The 20,052-nt window shown below is 61.7% G+C and carries 8 protein-coding genes and 2 pseudogenes; all 10 read left to right on the forward strand.

The genetic code is table 11. The features are described from left to right. Nucleotides 1-111: 111 nt before the first annotated feature. The 10 genes and pseudogenes from DTA15_RS19730 to DTA15_RS19775 all read left to right on the forward strand — a co-directional run bounded on the left by DTA15_RS19730 (nucleotide 112) and on the right by DTA15_RS19775 (nucleotide 20,037). Nucleotides 112-2,187 (forward strand): HAD-IIIC family phosphatase, encoded by a 2,076-nt coding sequence (locus DTA15_RS19730; protein WP_227743237.1) that lies wholly within the window; start codon nucleotides 112-114, stop codon nucleotides 2,185-2,187. Between the two features lie 255 nt (nucleotides 2,188-2,442). Beyond that, the gene (locus tag DTA15_RS19735; protein ID WP_012492935.1) at nucleotides 2,443-2,988 is read left to right on the forward strand and encodes a hypothetical protein; all 546 of its coding nucleotides are present in this window, start codon (nucleotides 2,443-2,445) and stop codon (nucleotides 2,986-2,988) included. A 1,089-nt stretch (nucleotides 2,989-4,077) separates the two neighbouring features. After that, nucleotides 4,078-5,799 carry a coiled-coil domain-containing protein gene (locus tag DTA15_RS19740; RefSeq protein WP_227743236.1) on the forward strand — a complete coding sequence of 574 codons (1,722 nt, stop codon included), beginning with the start codon at nucleotides 4,078-4,080 and terminating at the stop codon, nucleotides 5,797-5,799. A 912-nt stretch (nucleotides 5,800-6,711) separates the two neighbouring features. After that, a pseudogene (locus DTA15_RS19745) lies at nucleotides 6,712-6,993 on the forward strand (capsular biosynthesis protein); the annotation flags it as partial. Nucleotides 6,994-7,056: 63 nt separating this feature from the next. Then, nucleotides 7,057-8,177 (forward strand): IS3-like element IS407 family transposase gene (locus DTA15_RS19750; protein ID WP_102896096.1). Its coding sequence is split into 2 segments (ribosomal slippage): nucleotides 7,057-7,315 and nucleotides 7,315-8,177, totalling 1,122 coding nucleotides; the frame shifts between segments, so codons are not numbered across the junction. A gap of 56 nt (nucleotides 8,178-8,233) precedes the next feature. Further along, nucleotides 8,234-9,157: pseudogene (locus tag DTA15_RS19755) on the forward strand (capsular biosynthesis protein); the annotation flags it as partial. Beyond that, nucleotides 9,150-9,944 carry an SDR family NAD(P)-dependent oxidoreductase gene (locus DTA15_RS19760; protein ID WP_006484930.1) on the forward strand — a complete coding sequence of 265 codons (795 nt, stop codon included), beginning with the start codon at nucleotides 9,150-9,152 and terminating at the stop codon, nucleotides 9,942-9,944. The pseudogene DTA15_RS19755 and the gene DTA15_RS19760, both read left to right, overlap by 8 nt. A 5-nt stretch (nucleotides 9,945-9,949) precedes the next feature. Continuing rightward, nucleotides 9,950-11,470, forward strand: coding sequence for an LTA synthase family protein (locus DTA15_RS19765; protein WP_012492934.1), 1,521 nt, complete (start codon nucleotides 9,950-9,952; stop codon nucleotides 11,468-11,470). Nucleotides 11,471-11,473: 3 nt separating this feature from the next. Continuing rightward, entirely contained in the window at nucleotides 11,474-19,123 is a 7,650-nt protein-coding gene (locus tag DTA15_RS19770; protein WP_006484972.1) for a type I polyketide synthase, read from the forward strand. Next, nucleotides 19,120-20,037 carry a UDP-3-O-acyl N-acetylglycosamine deacetylase gene (locus DTA15_RS19775; protein WP_006484998.1) on the forward strand — a complete coding sequence of 306 codons (918 nt, stop codon included), beginning with the start codon at nucleotides 19,120-19,122 and terminating at the stop codon, nucleotides 20,035-20,037. The genes DTA15_RS19770 and DTA15_RS19775 overlap by 4 nt, the downstream gene beginning before the upstream one ends. Nucleotides 20,038-20,052: the final 15 nt, after the last annotated feature.

The following is a 20,052-nucleotide window of genomic DNA, read 5'->3' on the forward strand; positions in this document are numbered from 1 at the left end:
TTACCGTGTACGAGCAGTGGTATATGTTCCGCCGAGTCGTTCGGTCGATGGACTGATGGAACGATCGCCAAGGTTGGCCTGCCGGCCGAAATTGTCTCTACCCGTGCCGTCATGAAGATCGAGGTGAATGTTTCGGCATTCATATCTCCGGGTGTTGGGTGTCAAAGGGCCGATGTTTTACTAAATGGTGTTAGGGCAAAGACATTGTCTTTTAACGAAGATAATAAGAATAAGACAGAGAGCATCTATTTTAAGGTGACGAAGGATGGTGGGGTGGGTAGTGTAACCCTCGAATTTATTATCCATCATCCAACCAGGCCGATGGATGTCGATCATTCGCTTGACGATTCTCGCTCACTTGGCCTTGCGCTCAAGTCGCTAGATGTTTATCAAATTGAGGCGGGAGAGCATGTCGATGGCGATGTCCTTGATCTTGGGCTGCTAACGGGGGCGTGGTATCCGTCGGAGAGCACGAGGATGCGCCCAGATCCAAAATGGATGTTTCCAAGCGAATTGGATTTGGACGAGGGCGAATCAAGAAATTTCGCTGTTATCGGAACATGTACGGCGGAAATGCTGACGGATATTGTCCGCAATACTTCGCACAGGGCGGATCATTTTTTAATGAATTCGTGGTTGCCCAATGAAATTCCGGATATTTCAGGGCAACACTACGATGCGGTCCTGGTCCAGTTGACATTGCGTTTTGTCCTGTACCAAGTCATCTCTCGCCACGAGGATGACTTGATGCATGTGAAGATGTCGGAGAAGGAGCAGGCGTCCCTATTGAGAGATGCCGGCGAACTCCTGGAGAAACTTGTAAACAAGTTCATGTCGGCCCTTCCGGCGGGTGTGCCTGTCTTCTTCACTTCATTTATCGAGCCGATAGCGAGTCACAGGGGGGTGTTCTGGAATAATCGAAAAACATCTTTGTATGTGCTCGTTCGTTCCATGAACGATCGCCTGGCCGAGATTCTGGATCATACTCATGACGGGTACTATGTTGAGTTAAATGACCTTCGCCAGCATTATGGTGATATGTTCAGCTACGACGGGTATTTCAATCATTTTACTCATGCTGCCAACGATAGCTCGGAGTTTTATCTGGCATTGATTTCGCGCGTTGATCAGGCGCTAAGGATTTTGAAATCAAAAAATCCGATAAAACTGATTGTCACCGATCTTGATAATACCTTGTGGAAAGGGGTTTTGGCCGAGGAGGATGAGATTGTCAGTGCGTCGCTCGTCGAAGGTTGGCCTCTTGGATACGCGGAAGCACTCCTGGAGTGCAAGAGGCGAGGCATTCTATTGGCTATATCAAGTAAGAATGACGAGAAATTTATTCTTGAGAATTTTTCAAGGGTTTGGGGGAGTCGTATTTCTCTCGAGGATTTTTGCTCGATTAAGGTGAATTGGGGGGCGAAGTCCGATTCAATCAAGGAGATTCTGCGAGAAGTCAACGTACTTCCGCAGAATGTGCTGTTTATCGATGATAATCCGGCAGAGCTGGACGAGGTCAGGCGGGCGTTCCCGGAGATGCGGATGCTCACGGGCGATCAGCGTCGATGGAGGATGATTCTTCATTATTCGCCAGAAACGCAGGTGTCGGTCGTGACAGATGAGTCGAAGGCGCGTACAGGGCTGATTCGAGCAAAGATCGATCGAGAGCTCAATTCTCGAGGCGTGGATCGTCAGGCCTATTTGCAATCCCTGGAGATCCGGGTAAAGCCAGGAGTAATTAATCGCCGCGATGATGCAAAATACGTCAGATCATTCGAATTGTTAAATAAGACGAATCAATTCAACACGACCGGAAAGCGTTGGACCGAGCAGGAGTGCGAGGCGCTGTTCGCTGCGGGTGGAGAGTTCCTTGCTTTTGACATGGTGGATAAACATGCGGGGCACGGGATAGTGGCGGTCGCAGTGATTCGCGACAGTATCATTGAGCAAGTGGTAATGTCTTGTCGCGTCTTCGGCTTGGGTGTTGAGGTGGCATTGTTAAACTTTGTGATGACTCGGTTACTCGCTAACCATGACGAAGTGAAAGCTATTCGTAATGTTGCCGAGAGAAATGTGACCTGCCGGAACTATTTCTCGGATGCAGGGTTTCATGACCGTGACGGCGTGTGCCATGGTGGTGCAGTTCCGGAGCTTCCGGCATGGATCGCGCTTACATTATCGCCATAATGTTGAATTTTACTTATTTTCAACGTGTGTCGGCAGATTGCACTCGCGGTCTCGGTCGGGATGGTGCAGAATTACGCATCCTCGAATGCGGGCGTGCCACCGACTTCACGAACGACGTGATTCAATGATGTACCCGTTGTCAATGGGTCGCTCGATGCTTTGGGCGAGGCGATTCGAGATAGTGGTTCGTCGGAGTTAAGTCAGCATTTGATGACTTTGTCGAGTTTTGTACCTTAATTTGAAGGGGAATGTGTTATGCGGTCCGATGTTGTTCCGGGGAAAATAAGGCAAACTTTGGTTGCTGATTTTTCCAAAGATCCTGTTTCGATCGCTTGTGAGGGCCTGTCGTTTGCCGAGTCGTTTGGGCGTTGGTCCAAGGAGTCGGTGGTGAGGCTTGTCGTGCCCGGGCACGCGCTTGCTCCGCGAACGCTCATGAGAATTGATATCAACATTTCGGCATTCGTCCCGCCTACCGTGAAAGAGCAGAAGGTTGATCTCTTTGCGAACGGTGTTAGAGCTGCCGGATGGACGTTTGCCGAGAAGAATATGTGGGTGCAGGAGCAAATATTCTTCAGGCCTGCGGAGTCGGACGCGTCGAATGGTATTACATTGGAGTTCCTGATTCATCACGCTACGCGACCGTCGGAGCTTGAAAAGAGCGACGATGAGCGTGCACTTGGGCTGGCGTTCAAATCCCTGGAGGTTTACCAGGTTGAGTCTCTCGGAAAGAGAAAGGCAGATGTTCTTGATTTTTCTCTTTTAAAGAAGCTTGGCATGTCGGTGAAGCGACCTTTTGAATAAATTCGAGGGCTGGAGATCGGCTGAGCGTTGCCAATTTTTGAGATAAAAAGCAAAAGATGTGGCAATCGGGCTGATATCCGGTCGGTGACGGGGAAGGTGGTTCGCCGGGTTTGATGGTCTACTCCTGATTTCCCTCCCTTGTTTGCGTATTCTGAGCTGCGTGAGCGGCGACAAGTTGCGACCTTGTATATTGCGGGATTCGGTGGGATTTCGACGGATCACCAATTCTCACGACGCGTCATGATCGATTTGATTCGATTCAGTTTCGCGAACTACCGGCAAGATTGGCGCAGTATTTGAGTGGTGCGGGATGGTTTGAATCCGTTCCGCCGTTACTCATGTGGCTTCCTTAGTATGCCCGGCAAACGTGTTCCTACCGCTGCCGTTTTTTTTGCCGGCTGCGCAAACGTTTGTCGGTGGGGTCTTCAGATTCCGAATCAGGCTCCGTGCGGACACGCTTCAATTGGTGCAAGCGCTCGCGTCATGTTTTTACTGATGATCGAAGTGTTGTATGTAATTGAGTCCGGTCGCGAGCATCAACCCGCACTCCATAGGTCACCAGGTCTCACGATACTTCCGTCGATGAGGCATCTGAATTGCATCTTCTGAACCTGTCGGACATGGCAACGGTCGTGCCCGCTGTCCGGAAATTTGCGCCCGAGGCCTGACCAGGATCCGTTTTCGGCCGGTCTTGACGGTCGAATCCCGCGTTCGGTATTAGCATCCCAGGTCGTCGGAGATTGAATCGAGTCTGACGATTCATGCCTATACAGGGGCGATTGTGAATTTCGCCCTGCTCACCTTTCAATCCGGTCAATTTGCGTCTGTCAAGGAGTGCGGCGTGCATTTCGTATCGACGTGGCTTAATTGCAACGTCGGCGCCGGAGTTTGTTTTGTTTTCTTTCTTATTTGTCGAGAAATCTCGATCTGATGTGTCAATATATGCAAATTGTAAGGTTTTCTGTACGGAAAGTATAAGCCTGTAGGCAGCCCGATTCGTCTGACGGTCGAGTTGTGCTGCTGCGGCCGAAAGGGGGGCGACCACGAATGTGTCGCTCCAGCCGGCGCGATCGTGGCAATCAAGAGATCATGAGCATCAGCGAAATTTTTCGAGTGGGTGGGACCGATATTACCGAAGCCGGGCAGGCTCCAGTCTCGGTTTTGCGAAAGCCCAAAATATTGAGCATCGGAGGGTGCGTTACCGAGGTTCTGGCTGGAAGAATGAGCCGGTTGGCGGATGTTACCCATCTGTGGCGTGTAAGTGTGCCTTGTTTGATGTCGAATAAAGTTGACGGACGCACATACTTCGGATCCTCCGAGCACCAGTTGTCTGAGCGGATCAATTTCGAGCTGACGAAGCAGGCACTCCACAAACTCAAAAAGGGTTCGTATGAGTTTTTGCTTTTCGATCCGACGAGCGATTTCACCAACGATTATTACGAGAAAGACGGCTGCATTATATCCGACATGGAGTCGGGGGCGCTGGGTCCGCACTGGAAATGGCCGGACGGGTTCATGGACGGTAGTTGGACCAGGATTTCTCCAACAAGCCATCAGTACCTGGAGATTTATCTCCATTATCTGAAAGATCTCATTGCTTTATCCGAAGAGATCGGTGTCCCGCTTATTATTATGAAGCGGCGAACTTGCGTCAATAAAATCACTGGCGAAGGCGTAACCGGATTGGGTGATCCGGAATCGTCCGAAATCAATTGGTGGGTTGATCTGCTTTGGAAGAAAATTGATGGCTTGATGGCGAAATTGAACGTTCTTGACTTGAACGGGCGTTTTTCTATCACATCTTTTGATGCCCCGTATGGTGAGGCGAAATTTCACCCGATCGAAGAGTTTTACGATTACGCGGCTTACAAATTAATGGGGCTGATGAGGTTTAGCGATGACCTGATCTCGGAAGTCACATTCAATATATATAGGGAAAGAGCAAGCCGCCGCCTGGCTATTCATTCAGAGCGGGACGGATTGGTTCAGGAGCGGGATGGGCTGATCCATGAGCGAGAGGGGTTGATTCACGAGCGGGATGGGCTGATCCATGAGCGCGACGGGTTGGTGCACGAGCGGGATGGGTTGATTCATGAGCGAAACGGGCTGATCTACGAGCGTGACGGGCTGGTCCATGAGCGTGACGGGCTGGTCCATGAGCGAAATGGGCTGACCCACGAGCGGGATGGGCTGATTCATGAGCGAAACGGGCTGATCTACGAGCGTGACGGGCTGGTCCATGAGCGAAACGGGCTGACCCACGAACGGGATGGACTGATTCATGAGCGAAACGGGCTGATCCACGAGCGTGACGGGCTGATTCATGAACGAAATGCGCTGATCCACGAGCGTGACGGGCTGATTCATGAACGAAATGCGCTGATCCACGAGCGAGACGGGCTGATTCAAGAGCGCCATAGCTTGGTGCATGATCGGGACGCCCTTCATTCGTCTCTCAATAATCTTGTGACCGAGCGGGAGTCCATATCGGCTCGCGAGATCGAAAACGCGCGTATTGCAAGCGAATGTCACAGGCAGGAACTGGCGACGATCTCGGAAGCTCGAGACAACGCGCTTGCTGAAAATGCTGCGACCATCCTGGCGCTAGAAGAATTACAAAAATCTTACATCGATCTCTCGCGCAGGCATGATGAATTGAGTTCTCAACGGGACCGTCTTTTTAACGAGTTGCGGTTGGACGAAGGGCCCATGGCCTTGCGCGATGTGCTTCCGCTGGCCAGGGCGTGGCGGCCTGTTATCAAGGGAATCGGGAAGACCAAGCGATTCTGGCGGCGATTGATTGCGGTGTAGCGGTAGGGGGGGCGAGTGTCCTGGCGAGCTGGGCGCATCGGGATTTCATGATCCTGTCAGAGCGTTTTGCGGCGATCACCAGCCCCTGGGCAGTGCGCGCCTTCAAATGTCATGCGCGATCTCGATCTCGTTGTCGGCCGCACCAGTTGAATAAGCGCTTGCGGCAGGGCGAGGGTGTGCGTCACCACGCCCTCGCCCGCATCGCACGGCGTGGCGTCCACGAGACGACCGCGCGCAACGCCCGCATCTGCCGGGCGATGCGGCCAGCGTGTTGCGTCGACGCTGGAATCTTGCCGCTACGGATATTTCGAGAGGCCGCTCTCGTTCCCGCTGGCTGGCACGGGTCAATCGCTTGCAATCGTCATAAGAACGAGTGTGGAAGCCAATCGGTAGGGGTGTCGATACCCGGGGGCGGCGGCTTCAGTGCCGCCCAATTCTAATGCTGGCCGGTCCTCTGTCATGCACCTGATGAGTCCCTCGCCACTCCGTTTGCGAGTCGGCGTCTGGTAATGCATTCGCCAGGATGTGACGCAAATGAGACAAAGATATCTATTAACCCGACTGCAGGGCGCTCTGCCACGCCCGATGCCCGGTTGCGGTGAGCGATAGTGCGTGCAGCCCTAACGGCTCAGGGGCGGAATAAGGCATACTTCAGGGCGCTGCTTGCCGTCACATCCACAGCCTGGCAGTGGCGCTCCACTTACAGATCCACTACAACTCTCCGAATAAAAATAGCCATCTCTCAATGTGACAATCGATGAACAGCGGCAAGTTGAAAGGTGAGACGCGTCAACTCACTGATCTCCACCAAGATCGACACGACTCGGCAAGATGCCGGTTCACCGAACGCACCCATTGATATTGCCTCGATGGCGATGTTTGCCGGTTTTTCCATTACTGCATAGTTGATCTATGAGTCGTTCTTTCCTTGCCTTGCAAGGCACGGCGTCCCCTTTTTTCAGCCAGCTCGCGCATGTTCTTGGCAGCCGCGGCCACCATGTGACCCGCGTCAATTTTTGTGGCGGCGACCTGGCCTACGCCGGTGGGGGCGCGGCTTGGAATTATTGTGACAAGGCGGAAGGCTTGTCGGCCTGGTACCGTCACATCGTCGAAGCCAACGACTTTACCGATGTCTTCCTGTTTGGCGATTGCCGCGAAATCCATCGACCGATACATGCAGTCGTTCAGGTGACCTGCCCCCTGCAAACAGGGCCAGCCGGAGTCTAGTAAAGTTCGTTTTCGGAGAAGAAGACGAACATGAAGAAGCGCTTTACGGAACAGCAAATCATCGGGTTTCTGAAGGAAGCCGAGGCCGGTATGCCGGTCAAGGAACTGTGCAGGAAGCACGGGTTCAGTGATGCGTCGTTCTACACTTGGCGTGCGAAGTTCGGCGGCATGGAGGTCTCGGAAGCCCGCCGGCTCAAGAACCTCGAGGTGGAGAATGCCCGGCTGAAGAAGCTGCTGGCCGAAGCAATGCTCGATATGGAAGCGTTGAAGGTCGTCGTCAAGGGAAAGCCCTGAGCCCGCAAGCCAAACGCGAAGCAGTATCGGCGATTCGGGGGAAGGTCAACATCTCCGAGCGCCGCGCCTGCCGGCTTGTCGGGCTTTCTCGCAGCGTGCTGCATTACGACGCGAAGCCAGACCACGAGAATGAGGTGCTAGCGGCGCGTCTGGTGGAGTTGGCACACGAACGTCGTCGATTCGGCTACCGCCGATTGCACGCCCTAGTGGAACGCGAAGGCACGCACGCCAATCACAAGCGCATCTATCGCCTGTACCGTGAGGCAGGGCTGGCTGTGCGGCGCCGTCGCAAGCGCCACGGCGTAATGATTGAGCGCGAGCAACTGGCATTGCCGGGCGCCCCCAACGAGGTGTGGTCAATCGATTTCGTGATGGATGCGCTTTCCAACGGCCGGCGCGTGAAGTGCCTGACCGTCGTCGACGACTTCACGAAAGAGGCTGTCGACATCGTTGTCGACCATGGCATCTCAGGTTTGTATGTCGCTCGGGCATTGGACCGCGCAGCTCGCTTCCGTGGCTATCCCAAGGCGGTGCGAACAGACCAGGGCCCCGAATTTACGAGCCGCGCGCTTGACCAGTGGGCGTATGCGAACGGCGTCGCTCTGAAGTTGATTCAGGCGGGCAAGCCAACGCAGAATGCGTACATCGAATCGTTCAACGGCAAGTTCCGCGACGAATGCCTTAACGAGCACTGGTTCACGACGCTCGCGCATGCTCGGGCAGTCATCGCGGCATGGCGTCAGGACTACAACGAGCAAAGGCCGCACAGCGCACTGAACTACCTTGCGCCGTCAGAGTTTGCGGCGAAACATCGGGCAACCGCGGATACTCCTGCCGCTTTCCAGGAGTTGGTTTAAAGGGACTTTGCTAGAAGCCCATTGGCCCTATTGATGGGGGCAGGTCACAGGATCTCGGCCTGCGCGTACACGTTTTCGAGGAGGGCTATGTTCGTCCCCACTGGATCACGATGGAGCATCACGGCGTCAATGGTCGCTCGTTGCTGCCGCGCGACCCGGACTGGTATCGCGACCAACGCAAGCATGTCCCGCCCGCGGGCTTTGGCCACCCGACCGGCTATAACCTGAAGGTACGCGTGTACCACGATATCGCCTACCGTCTGGCGAACGCGTTGCACGCCCGCCGGTTTCCGTACTACCGGAGCCATCGCCCCAAAAATGGTTTCCAGGAATACGCTGGTCTGGCCTATCGCGCCGCCCAGTCGCGCGTTCATGCCTGGGAGGCCGATCGGGTCGTCAGGGAATTGCTGGACGAGAAGCGAGAGTATTACCTGTTCCCGCTTCAACTGAACTCCGACGCGCAGATCGTCGCGCATTCTCCATTCGACGGCATTTGCGCTGCCATTTCGGCCGTATTGCGTTCATTTGCTCGCCACGCCCCGTCTCGTGCACGGCTTGTCATCAAGAACCATCCGCTGGACACGGGCCTGATCGCCTACAAGCAATTCGCAGCGACACTGGCTCGGGAACTCGGCATCGATCAGCGCATGATTTTTATCGATGCCGGCCATCTTCCCACCTTGCTTGACCATTCCCGTGGGGTAGTCGTCGTCAATAGCACCGTGGGTTTGTCTGCCTTGCACCACGAGCGGCCCCTGATCGCGCTTGGCACGGCGATTTACGCGATACCCGGCCTGACCTGGCAGGGTAGTCTCGACGATTTTTGGACGCAGGCGGACGGCCCGGACATGCATCTCTATCGTGCCTTTCTCGATTACGTGATGCATCACACGCAAATTAACGGCGATTTCTACACAAAGTCCGGTATCGAGATGGCTGTGGCGGGCGTCGTCGCCCGAGTGGAGGAGGTGCATGGGTAGCCTTGCCCAACCACGTAATGTCGTTATCACTGGCGCAAGCGCCGGTATCGGCCGTGCGCTTGCGCTGGCTTACGCCCGGCCGGGTGTCGTGCTCGGTCTCGTCGGCCGCGATATCGAGCGGCTCGACGCAAGTGCCTCGGAATGCCGTACTCGCGGTGCTGTTGTTGTTACGGGGCAGTTTGACGTGCGCGATGCCGACAGTGCAAAAGTGTGGCTTGACGGCTTCGACGACGCCCATCCGATTGATCTGCTGATCGCGAACGCGGGAGTTGCGAGTACGCTTGCCACGGCGAACGACTGGGAGGGGCTGGAGCGCACGGCGCGGGTGGTCGACACGAATTTTTATGGCGCCCTGCATGCCGTGCTGCCTGTCGTCGACCGGATGCGCGGACGACAGCAGGGCCATGTCGTTATGGTCGCGTCGCTGGCCGCGCTGCGCGGGATGGCGATCTCGCCGGCCTATTGTGCGAGCAAGTCGGCGATCAAGGCGTATGCCGATTCCGTCCGGCCGTTGCTCAAGCGCAATGGCATCCGGATGTCGGTGGTCTTGCCCGGATTCGTTGAAACGTCAATGAGCGACGTATTTCCCAGCGACAAGCCATTTCTCTGGACAGCGAACAAGGCGGCGTCATATATCCGTCGCAAACTCGCAGCCGGGCGCGCCGAAGTTGCGTTTCCCGGTCTGCTGGCGTTCGGAATGCGCTTGTTGCCGCTGTTGCCGTCGTCACTCGCTGACGCCATTCTCGACAAGCTGTCTTATTTTCCCAGGGAGGAAGACATCAAGTGACTGCGATGCCCTGGCTGACATGTATTGCTGCCGCTATCCTGTCGTTCGCGCCCGATCGCATCGCAGTGCCCCGTTTCCCGCAGCGTCGTTCGCTTGCCGGGGCATTGGTCCGCGCACTCGCAGTTCTATTCATCGCGTCGCTGCTCCTCTTCGTCACTGCCCGTCCGATTTTTTCCGCGTTCGTCGCGATCGCACTCGTTGGCTTGGTCGAGCTTGTCAGCAACGCGAAATACGAATCCTTACGCGAACCCTTTGTCTTTACCGATCTTAGCCTGTTCAGCCAGTTGTTTTCCCACCCTCGACTCTACTTGCCGTTCCTGAGCCTCGACAAGGTGATTGCGATCGTGGCGGGCGTGTTGATCGTGCTGATTGGTTACCTGTCCGAGCCCGCGATCTCTCCGCGCCCATGGCTGGCCTTCGCGATTGTCCCCGGAGTCACATTCTTACTGTGCCGAGGGCTTGCAGCCCGCCTGCCGCTGACGCTTGATCCGATAGCCGATCAGCAGCGCCACGGCTTTTTTGCGGTGTTCGTGGCTTATCTGCTCAATGGTCTGCGTCCCGCGACGTTCGACTCGTTCGCGCGTGCCAACGAATCCAGTCCGTTTGCGACCGGCGAGCCGGTGAAGTGTCCCGACGTCATCGTGATCCAGAGCGAGTCGTACTTTGATGTGCGCCATGTCAGCGGGGCGGTGGATTCGGCGGTGTACACGCGCTTCGATGAGGCGCGGCGCGAGTCGGTGTGCCACGGCAAGTTGACCGTGCCGGCCTGGGGGGCAAACACGATGCGCACCGAATTTGCGGTGTTGACGGGCGTGCCCCAGGCGGCGTTGGGGTATGCGCGTTTCTATCCTTACACTTTCGTACGCAGTGTCTGCGCATCGCTTGCCCGCTGGTTCGGGCGCGGAAATTACGAAACACTTGCGATTCACCCGTACTATGCGGACTTCTTCGGGCGAAACCGGGTATTTCCGTTGCTTGGATTCGAGCAATTCCTCGATATCGAACATTTTGCGGCGGCGTCCCGCTCCGGGCCCTATGTTTCCGATGACGCGGTGGCGGATGCGATTATTGCCGCGCTCGATGCGCCTGGCGGCCGCCCGCGCTTCATTTTCTCGATGACGATGGAGAACCATGGCCCGCTGCATCTGGAGCAGGTATTACCCGGAGAATCGTGTTCAAGGCATACTCTCGGCGAAGATGCCTCCTGGCAAGACCTTACAGCATACTTGCGGCACATTGAAAATGCGGACGCGATGATCGGACGATTGCTCGATCATTTGCGTACCAGCAATCGTGAAACGGTCGTTTGTTTCTACGGCGATCACGTTCCCGCGCTGCCTCATGTTTTTCATAAACTGGACGTAAATCCGCAACACAGCGATTATTTCATCTGGCGGAATTACGGCGCAGTTGCTCCCGAATGCCGAAATTTGCCGGCGGAGGAGTTAGGGGCGGTATTGCTGCACGTGACACAAGACGACGGAAATCGCGCGGAAGAACCGCACGCATCCGAGAAAGCGACATAAAAGATGAACAGTAAGATTGCAATAATTGGGGTGGCTTGTCGGTTTCCCGGAAGCGCGAATAATCTCGGCGACTTCTGGCAACTCCTGCGCGACGAACGCGACGCCGTCACCGAAATCCCCGCCGACCGCTTCGGCACCGATTTCTACCAGCACCCGTCCAAGCGCGAGCCGGGCAAGAGCTATACGTTCTCTGCCGGCGTGCTCGACAACGTCGCCGGCTTCGATGCCGCATTCTTCGGCATTTCCCCGCGCGAAGCGGCCCAGATGGACCCTCAGCAGCGCCTGCTGCTCGAACTCGCATGGGAAGCATTCGAGGACGCGGGCGTGCGCCCGGCCGACATGCGCGGCAGCAACTGCGGCGTCTTCGTCGGTGCCGCCAGCATGGATTACGGCAACCGCAACATGGACGATCTGAACGTGATCGATCCATATTCGGCGACCGGCAACACCCTGAGCATCGCGTCGAACCGCGTGTCCTACCTGTTCGACCTGCGCGGCCCGAGCATGTCCGTCGATACGGCCTGCTCGTCGTCGCTCGTCGCACTCCACCAGGCCGTCAAGGCGCTGCAGTCCGGCGAAGCCGACGTGGCGCTCGCAGGCGGCGTCAACCTGCTGCTGCACCCGTTCGGTTTCGTCAGCTTCTCGAAGGCGTCGATGCTGTCGCCGCGCGGCCGTTGCCGGGCGTTCGATGCGACCGGCGACGGCTATGTCCGCTCGGAAGGCGGCGCGTTCGTGCTGCTCAAGCCGCTCGATCGCGCGCTCGCCGACGGCGACACGATCCATGCGGTGATCGCCGGCTCCGGCGTGAACTCGGTCGGCCACTCGCCGGGCGGCATCAGCGTGCCGGGCGCGGCCGCGCAGGCGTCGCTGCTGCGCAGCGTGTACGCCCGCGCGGGCATCGATCCACAGTCGCTGGCCTATCTCGAAGCGCACGGCACCGGTACGGCGGTCGGCGATCCGATCGAAGCGCGTGCGCTGATCGACGTCGTGTCGGGCGAGCGCCCGGCGGATCGTCCGCTGCTCATCGGCTCGGTCAAGACCAACATCGGCCATCTCGAGACGGCATCCGGCATGGCCGGGCTGCTGAAGGCCGTGCTGTGCCTGAAGCATCGCGCGGTACCGCGCTCGCTGCATTTCGTCACGCCCAATCCTGGGATCGATTTCGACGGCGGGCGTTTGCGTGTCGTCGATCGCTACATGCGGCTCGACACGGGTGACGCGCCGCTGACGGTCGGCGTCAACTCGTTCGGTTTCGGCGGGACGAACGCACACGTCGTGCTGACGGAGGCGCCGGCTGCAAACGCGGCGTCGGCGGCCGCGCGTGAGCCCGAGCCGACACAAGCACAACTGTCTCCGCTCGTCCTGACCGCGCGCAGCTCGAATGCGCTCGGCGCGCTCGCGGGCCGCTATCTGGCGATGCTCGACAACGGCGGCGACTGGCAGGCACTAGCCGCCGCGGCCGCACGTCGTCGCCAGTGGCTGGAACATCGCGCAATCGTTGCCCCGGCCGACCAAGCCGAAGGCCGCGCCGCGCTTGCGGCACTGGCCCAGCCGGCGCAGGAAGGCCTGCCGGCCTGCGTGGCAACCGGCCAGGCGCCGGCCGATGCGGTGCGCACCGCGCTCGTCTTCTCGGGCAACGGCTGCCAGTGGGTCGGGATGGGCAACGAACTCTATGCGGAGAACGCCGTGTTCCGCGCGGCGCTCGACGAAGTCGACGCGCTGTGGTGCGCCGATGGCAGCCCGTCGCTCGTCGACGTGATGCGCGGCGGCCCGAGCGCGGAATGGCTGGCCGGCGCGGGCGCCGAATGGCTCGCCGCGACGGAGAACGCGCAGCCGCTGCTGTTCGCGATCCAGGTCGGCATGATTCGCGTGATCGACGCGCGCGGGATGCGTTACGACGCGGCGATCGGCCATAGCGTCGGCGAGATTGCCGCGGCGTGGGTGACGGGCGCGCTGTCGCTCGCCGACGCGGTTCGCGTGATCAAGATCCGCAGCCGCGCGCAGGCGATGACGCGCGGCAGCGGCCGGATGGCGGCCGTCGGCATCGGCGATGCGGCGGCGCGCGAACTGATCGCGCGTCACGGGCTGGCGCGGCGCGTCGAGATCGCGGGCATCAACAGCCCCGACGCGGTGACGCTTGCGGGCGAGCTGCAGGGCTTGCAGGCACTGGAGGCCGCGCTGCGCGGCAGCGGCAAGTTCTTCCAGATGCTGGATCTTGACTACGCATTCCACAGCAGCCACATGGACCGCATCGAGCCGGTCGTGCTGGCCGAGCTGGCGAGCCTGCGGCCGCAGCCGGGCAACGGCACGTTCGTGTCGACCGTGACCGGCGGCGCGCTGGCCGGCACCGAGCTCGATGCCCGCTACTGGTGGCGCAACATTCGCGAGCCGGTGCGCTTCGGCGACGGCATCGGGCATCTGATCGAGCAGGGCGTCCGGCTGTTCGTCGAGGTCTCGCCGCATTCGATCCTGCGCACGTACGTGAAGCAGGCATTCGCGGCCGCCGGCGTGACCGGTATGGCGCTGCCGACGCTCAAGCGCGATCACGGCAGCGCGGCGACGCTGCGGCAAGCGATCTTCGCGGCGATCGCGCACGGCGCGAGCGTCGATCCCAACCGCTTCGCGCCGGGCGAATCGCGCGCTGCATTGCCGACCTATCCGTGGCAGCGCGACCGCTTCTGGCTGACGCCGACCGTCGAAGGCTACGGCCTCGTCAATCGTCGCCGCGAGCATCCGCTGCTCGGCTATCGCCTGCACGAGCACGCATTCGCGTGGGAAAACCAGCTCGATCCGGCGAAGCTGCCGATGCTGGCCGATCACGTCGTCGACGGCGGCGTGGCGTTCCCGGGGGCGGGCTACGTGGAAATGGCACTCGCCGCGGCACGCACCTTCTTCGATATGCCGGATGCGGCGCTCGAAAACGTCGAAATCCGCACGCCGGTGGTATTCCAGCCGCAGCAGGCGAAGCTGTTCCGGCTCGTGATCGAGTCGCGTACCGCGACCTTCACGATCGAGACGCGCGACCGGATGTCCGACGGTGCATGGACGCTGAACGTGACGGGGCGGATGCTGGAAAGCGGCAACACGCTCGGCGATGCGAGCGTCGTGCCGCCGGGCGCGCTCGATCGCCTGCTCGCGTTGCCCGCCGCCGACGGCGACACGCTGTATGCAAACACGGCGGCCATCGGCCTCAGCTACGGGCCAGCATTCCGCTGGGTCCGCACCGTGCGGGTCGCCGCGGACGATGACGCGGCGCTGGCCGACGTCGCCGCGCCGGCCGCATGCGGCGACGCGCGGGCATTGTCCACCTATCTGCTGCATCCGGCGCTGATGGACAGCGGGTTTCATCCGCTGTTCGCACTCCTTGCGGCGCATGCGCGCGAAGGCGAGCATCCGGCTTACGTGCCGGTGCAGATCGGACGGGTCGACTATCTGCGCGGCGACACGGTCGAGCGGGTGCTCGTGCGGATCGACCGGCACAGCCCGCATTCGATCGTCGCGCATTTCGAATTCCTCGATGCGCGCGGCGCGATCGTCGCGCGGCTCGGCGCATGCCGGTTCCGGCGTGTCGATCTCGTCGGCCGCCGGCAGAACCTGCCCGCGCGCTTCGTCTACCGCCTTGAAGAGGTGCCACTGCCGGGTGACGTCGATGCAGCCGGTTTGCCGGCCCCCGACGCGTTGCTCGCGCATGCAGCCGCGCGGCTCGACGCGGCCGGGCACGACGGCCGCCGGACGCAGCATCTGACCGAAATCCTGCCGCTGCTCGACGTGCTGGCGAGCCTCTACGCGCTCCGCGCGTTCGATGCGCTCGGCGCATTCGCCGGCACATGGCAGCCGGCGGCCGGGCGTGAGGTGCTGGCCGCACGTCTTGCCGACATGCTGGTCGAAGACGGTCTCGCTCATCGCGATGGCGCGCTGCTCGTGCGTGACGACGCGGCGTGCGCGGCGTTGCCGCCGCTCGACGAGCTGTGGCGCGGGCTGCTGGCCGAATCGCCGGGGCACGTGGCCGAGCTGACGCTGCTCGCGCATTGCGGCGCGGCGTTGCCGGACGTGCTGAACGGCGCGAAGGACGGCGCACGCCTGCTGTCGCCGACCGGCCACAGCCTGGTCGAACAACTCCTGGCCGCATCGCCGACGTGGCAGCACGTGCACGCGTTGCTGACGGCGAGCGTCGAGCAGGCGGTCGATGAATGGCAACCGGCACGCCGGTTGCGCGTGCTCGAGCTGGGCGCGACGGATGGCGACGTGCTGCAGACGCTCGGCATGCATCTCGCGGCCGCACGTTGCGATCACACGATCGCCGGGACTGCCGGCCAACTCGCCGGGTTCGACGCGGATGCGGAAGCGGCGGTGCGCACGGTTGCGTTGCAATCGGGCGAGCGGCTGTCGCTGGCGGCCGACGAAGCCGGCCCTTACGACCTGATCGTCGCGAACCGCGCGTTGAGCGGCCGCCACGATGTGGCCGACGCGTTGAATGCAATGCGGTCATGGCTGGCGCCCGGCGGATTGCTGCTGCTGGCCGAATCGCGTCGCGGCCGTTTCTCCGACATCGTATTCGGCGCGCAGGCTTCGTCGACGGACGCCGATGCACCCGTGCCGCTGACACCGGCGGATCTCGATGCGGCACTCGAACGCGCGGGCTTCGTCGATGTCGTGCGGCACGTCGAGCAATCGCTCGATCTGGACGGCACGCCGACGTTCGTCATCGCGCGCAACCCCGCGAGCGCCGTTGTCGCGCAACGCGGCGAGGAACCGAACGATCTCGATACGCTCGCCCGCAGCGAACAATGGCTCGTGATGCACGCCCCGGCCGAGGCCGGCGGTTTCGGCGGGAAACTGGCCGATGCGCTCGCGCACGCCGGCTATCCGGCCGATATCGTCGACGTCACGCACGCAGCCGATGCGATCGCGTCGTTGCCGGTCGGGCAGCCCGCGCATGTCGTGTTCTGCGCACCGGAAACGCCGCTTGCCGATACGACGACCGGAGACGTCCTGATGGCCGCGCTGCGTCACGGCGTGATCGCGCTGGCGGCGCTGGTGCGCGCGCTCGGTGCGCAGCCGAACGCGGCCACGCGGCTGACCGTCGTCACGCGCGGCGGCGCGCCGTTCGCCGGCGCCGCGAACGCGCATCCGGAACAGGCGACGCTGTGGGGCCTCGGTCGCGTGCTGGCGAACGAGCATCCCGAACTCGCGTGCCGCCTGATCGACGTCGACCCCGCGGCGAACGGGATTCCCGATGCGCTGATTCGCGAGCTGACCGGCGCGGCGGTCGAGGAAGAAGTCGTGCTGAGCGCGCACGGGCGGCTGGTGCCGCGCATGCTGACGGCCGCACAGGCCGCGGCGCGCAGCGACGGCGCGATTGCACGCGCGTCGGTGCTGGCATTCGACGCACCGGGCTCGCTGCGCAATCTCGAATGGTTCGCGTTGCCGGAAAGCGCGCTGGGCGACGACGAGGTGGAGATCGAGCCGGTGGCCACCGGCCTGAATTTCCGCGACGTGATGTATGCGATGGGGCTCCTGTCCGATGAAGCGGTCGAGACCGGCTTCGCGGGCGCGACGATCGGCATGGAATTGTCGGGCCGCGTCGTCCGGGTGGGCAGGGCAGTGACGAAGTTCGCACCGGGCGATGCGGTGCTCGGCTTTGCGCCGGCGTCGTTCGCGACGCGTGTCAGGACGCGCGCGCAGGCCATCGCGCCGAAACCCGAACGCCTGTCGTTCGAGGAAGCGGCGACCGTGCCGACGACGTTCTTCACCGCGTACTACGCGCTCGTCGAACTCGCGCGGCTGCGCCGCGGCGAGCGCGTGCTCGTGCACGGCGGCGCGGGCGGCGTCGGGATCGCCGCGATCCAGTTGGCGCGCCACTTCGGCGCGGAAGTGTTCGCGACGGCCGGCAGCGACGAGAAGCGCGAGTTCGTGCGCCTGCTCGGCGCCGATCACGTGCTCGATTCGCGCAGCCTTGCGTTCGCGGATCAGATTCGCGCGATGACGGGCGGCGAGGGCATCGACATCGTGCTGAATTCGCTCGCCGGCGAAGCGATGGTGCGCAGCATCGATACGCTGCGTCCGTTCGGCCGCTTCCTTGAACTCGGCAAGCGCGATTTCTACGAAAACAGCCATATCGGGCTGCGTCCGTTCCGCAACAACATCAGCTATTTCGGCATCGACGCCGACCAGTTGATGGGTGCGTTGCCGGAGCTGACCGCGCGGCTGTTCGGCGAAGTGATGGCGCTGTTCTCGGCAGGCGTGCTGCATCCGTTGCCGTATCGCGCGTTCCCGGCCGAGCGGGCCGAGGATGCGTTCCGCTACATGCAGCAGGCGCGCCAGATCGGCAAGGTGCTCGTGACCTATCCGTCGGGCACGCCCGCGCCGACGCGCGGCGTCGCGCGCGCGGAGTCGTTCGCGCTCGATCCACATGGTGCTTACCTGGTGGTCGGCGGCACGGGTGGCCTCGGCTTCGCGAGCGCACGCTGGATGGTCGAGCATGGCGCGCGCCGGCTGACGCTCGCGAGCCGCTCCGGCGAACTCACTGTCGCGGCGCGCGCCGAGGTGGCGCGCTGGCACGCGTCGCTCGGCGTCACCGTCGACGTCGTGTCGTGCGATGTGACCGATGCCGCAGCGGTCGACGCGATGATTGCCGCGATCGTCCGAGGCGCCCATCCGCTGAAGGGCGTGCTGCATTCCGCGATGTCGATCGACGACGGCCTCGTGCGCAATCTCGACGACGCGCGGATGGTCGCGGTGCTCGCACCGAAGTTGGCCGGCGCGTGGAACCTGCATCGCGCGACGCGCGCGTTGCCGCTCGACCTGTTCGTGGTCTATTCGTCGGCGACGACCTATCTCGGCAATCCGGGGCAGTCGAACTACGTCGCGGCCAACACCTTCCTCGAGGCGCTCGTCGAACATCGTCGCGCGGCAGGGTTGCCGGGCACGTTCATGGCCTGGGGGCCGCTCGAGGACGTCGGCTTCCTCGCGCGCCACGCGGATACGCGCGAGGCGTTGCAGTCGCGGATCGGCGGTGCGTCGATCACGTCCGACGAGGCGATGGTCGCGCTCGAGCGCGCACTGGTCGCGGGCGCGGCCGGCGAAGCCGTGGTCCGGCTCGACTGGCACGCGGTAGCGCGCGGGATGCCGGCCGCGAAGGCGCGCCGGTACTCGCTGCTGCAATCGCATGCGAGCGGCGGCGATGCGCGCGATGGCGGCACGCAGCTGCGCGAAGAGGTGCTGGCGTTGCCGCGCGACGAAGCGATCGCGCTGGTGGCGCGGACGCTGCAGGCGCAGATCGCGCGGATTTTGCATATGACGCCCGATCGCATTGCGCTCGACAAGTCGGTGCTCGACATGGGCATGGATTCGCTGATGGGGATGGAACTCGGCCTCGCGGTCGAGGAAGCGTTCGAGGTCAAGCTGTCGGTGATGGCGATTGCCGAAGGCGCGTCGGTGACGACGCTGGCCGGGCGTATCGTCGATTCGATCGGCGCGTCGACCGATGCGGATGCTGGCGCCGCGACGGATGCCGCGACGGATGCCGCGCAGGAGGCCGTCGCGGCGCTCGCGGCGAAGCATGCGATCGACGGCGAAGCGCGCGCGATGCTCGATGCGCGGCAGGCACCCGCCGCGGGCCAGGCGTCGCCGACGCTGGAGGTCACGCGATGAGCGCGCCGTCCGGCTGGGCGACGCGTCAGGGCACGCTGGCACGTCCGCTGGCGATCGACGGTCACGGGCTGCACACGGGGCGCCGGGTGGGTGTGCGGATCCTGCCCGGGCGTCCGGAAGAGGGCGTGACGGGCATCGCGTTCCGTCGCGTCGCGCAGGGGCGCACGCTCGCGACGCTGCCGGTCGATCCCGCGCTGCGCCGCGCGCAGCCGCTGTGCACGATGCTGCGCAACGCCGACGGCGTCGGCGTTCGCACGATCGAGCATCTGCTTGCGTCACTGCTCGCATGCGAGATCGATCACGCGATCGTCGAGATCGATGCGGAAGAAGTGCCGATTCTCGATGGCAGCGCGGCACCTTGGGTGGATGCGATCCGCGCGTGCGGCCGTGTCGCGCTCGATGCGCCGAAACGCTTCATCCGCGTGCTGCGGCCCGTCGTCGTCACGGACGGCGAGGGCGACCAGCGGCGCGAAATGCGGATCGAACCGGCGCCGCGTTACGAACTGAGCGTGCGCAACGACCTGCGCGGCTTCGGCGACATGCACTGGGATGGGGCGCTGACGCCGGCCGCATTCGCGACCGAAATCGCGCCGTCGCGCTCGTATGGCCGCGTGAAGTGGGCGGTACCCGCGATCGTCGCCGGTTATCTGCGCGGCGTGCCGATCCTGCGCGGCGCGCGACCGTCGTGCACGGCGTCCATCGTCGGCAATCGCGTGCTGGGCGGGATGCGGCTGCCGGAGGAGTTCGTCCGCCACCGCGTGCTCGACCTGGTCGGCGATCTCGCGCTGGCCGGCGCGCCGCTGCTGGCGCGCGTGAGCGCACTGCGGCCGAGCCACGAGATGAATTTCCGGCTGGTGGACGCGCTGCTGGCCGAATCCGACGCATGGCAGTGGGCCGAGTTTCCCGACGCGTGACACCACGCTTTTTCA

It is taken from the genome of Burkholderia cenocepacia (genome assembly GCF_900446215.1).
GTDB lineage: Bacteria > Pseudomonadota > Gammaproteobacteria > Burkholderiales > Burkholderiaceae > Burkholderia > Burkholderia cenocepacia.

Bases quoted from the DNA above. Each gene is read 5' to 3' on its own strand.
- DTA15_RS19730 (WP_227743237.1), top strand. From the start codon at position 112: ATGAAGATCGAGGTGAATGTTTCGGCATTCATATCTCCGGGTGTTGGG.
- DTA15_RS19735 (WP_012492935.1), top strand. From the start codon at position 2,443: ATGCGGTCCGATGTTGTTCCGGGGAAAATAAGGCAAACTTTGGTTGCT.
- DTA15_RS19740 (WP_227743236.1), top strand. From the start codon at position 4,078: ATGAGCATCAGCGAAATTTTTCGAGTGGGTGGGACCGATATTACCGAA.
- DTA15_RS19760 (WP_006484930.1), top strand. From the start codon at position 9,150: ATGGGTAGCCTTGCCCAACCACGTAATGTCGTTATCACTGGCGCAAGC.
- DTA15_RS19765 (WP_012492934.1), top strand. From the start codon at position 9,950: ATGCCCTGGCTGACATGTATTGCTGCCGCTATCCTGTCGTTCGCGCCC.
- DTA15_RS19770 (WP_006484972.1), top strand. From the start codon at position 11,474: ATGAACAGTAAGATTGCAATAATTGGGGTGGCTTGTCGGTTTCCCGGA.
- DTA15_RS19775 (WP_006484998.1), top strand. From the start codon at position 19,120: ATGAGCGCGCCGTCCGGCTGGGCGACGCGTCAGGGCACGCTGGCACGT.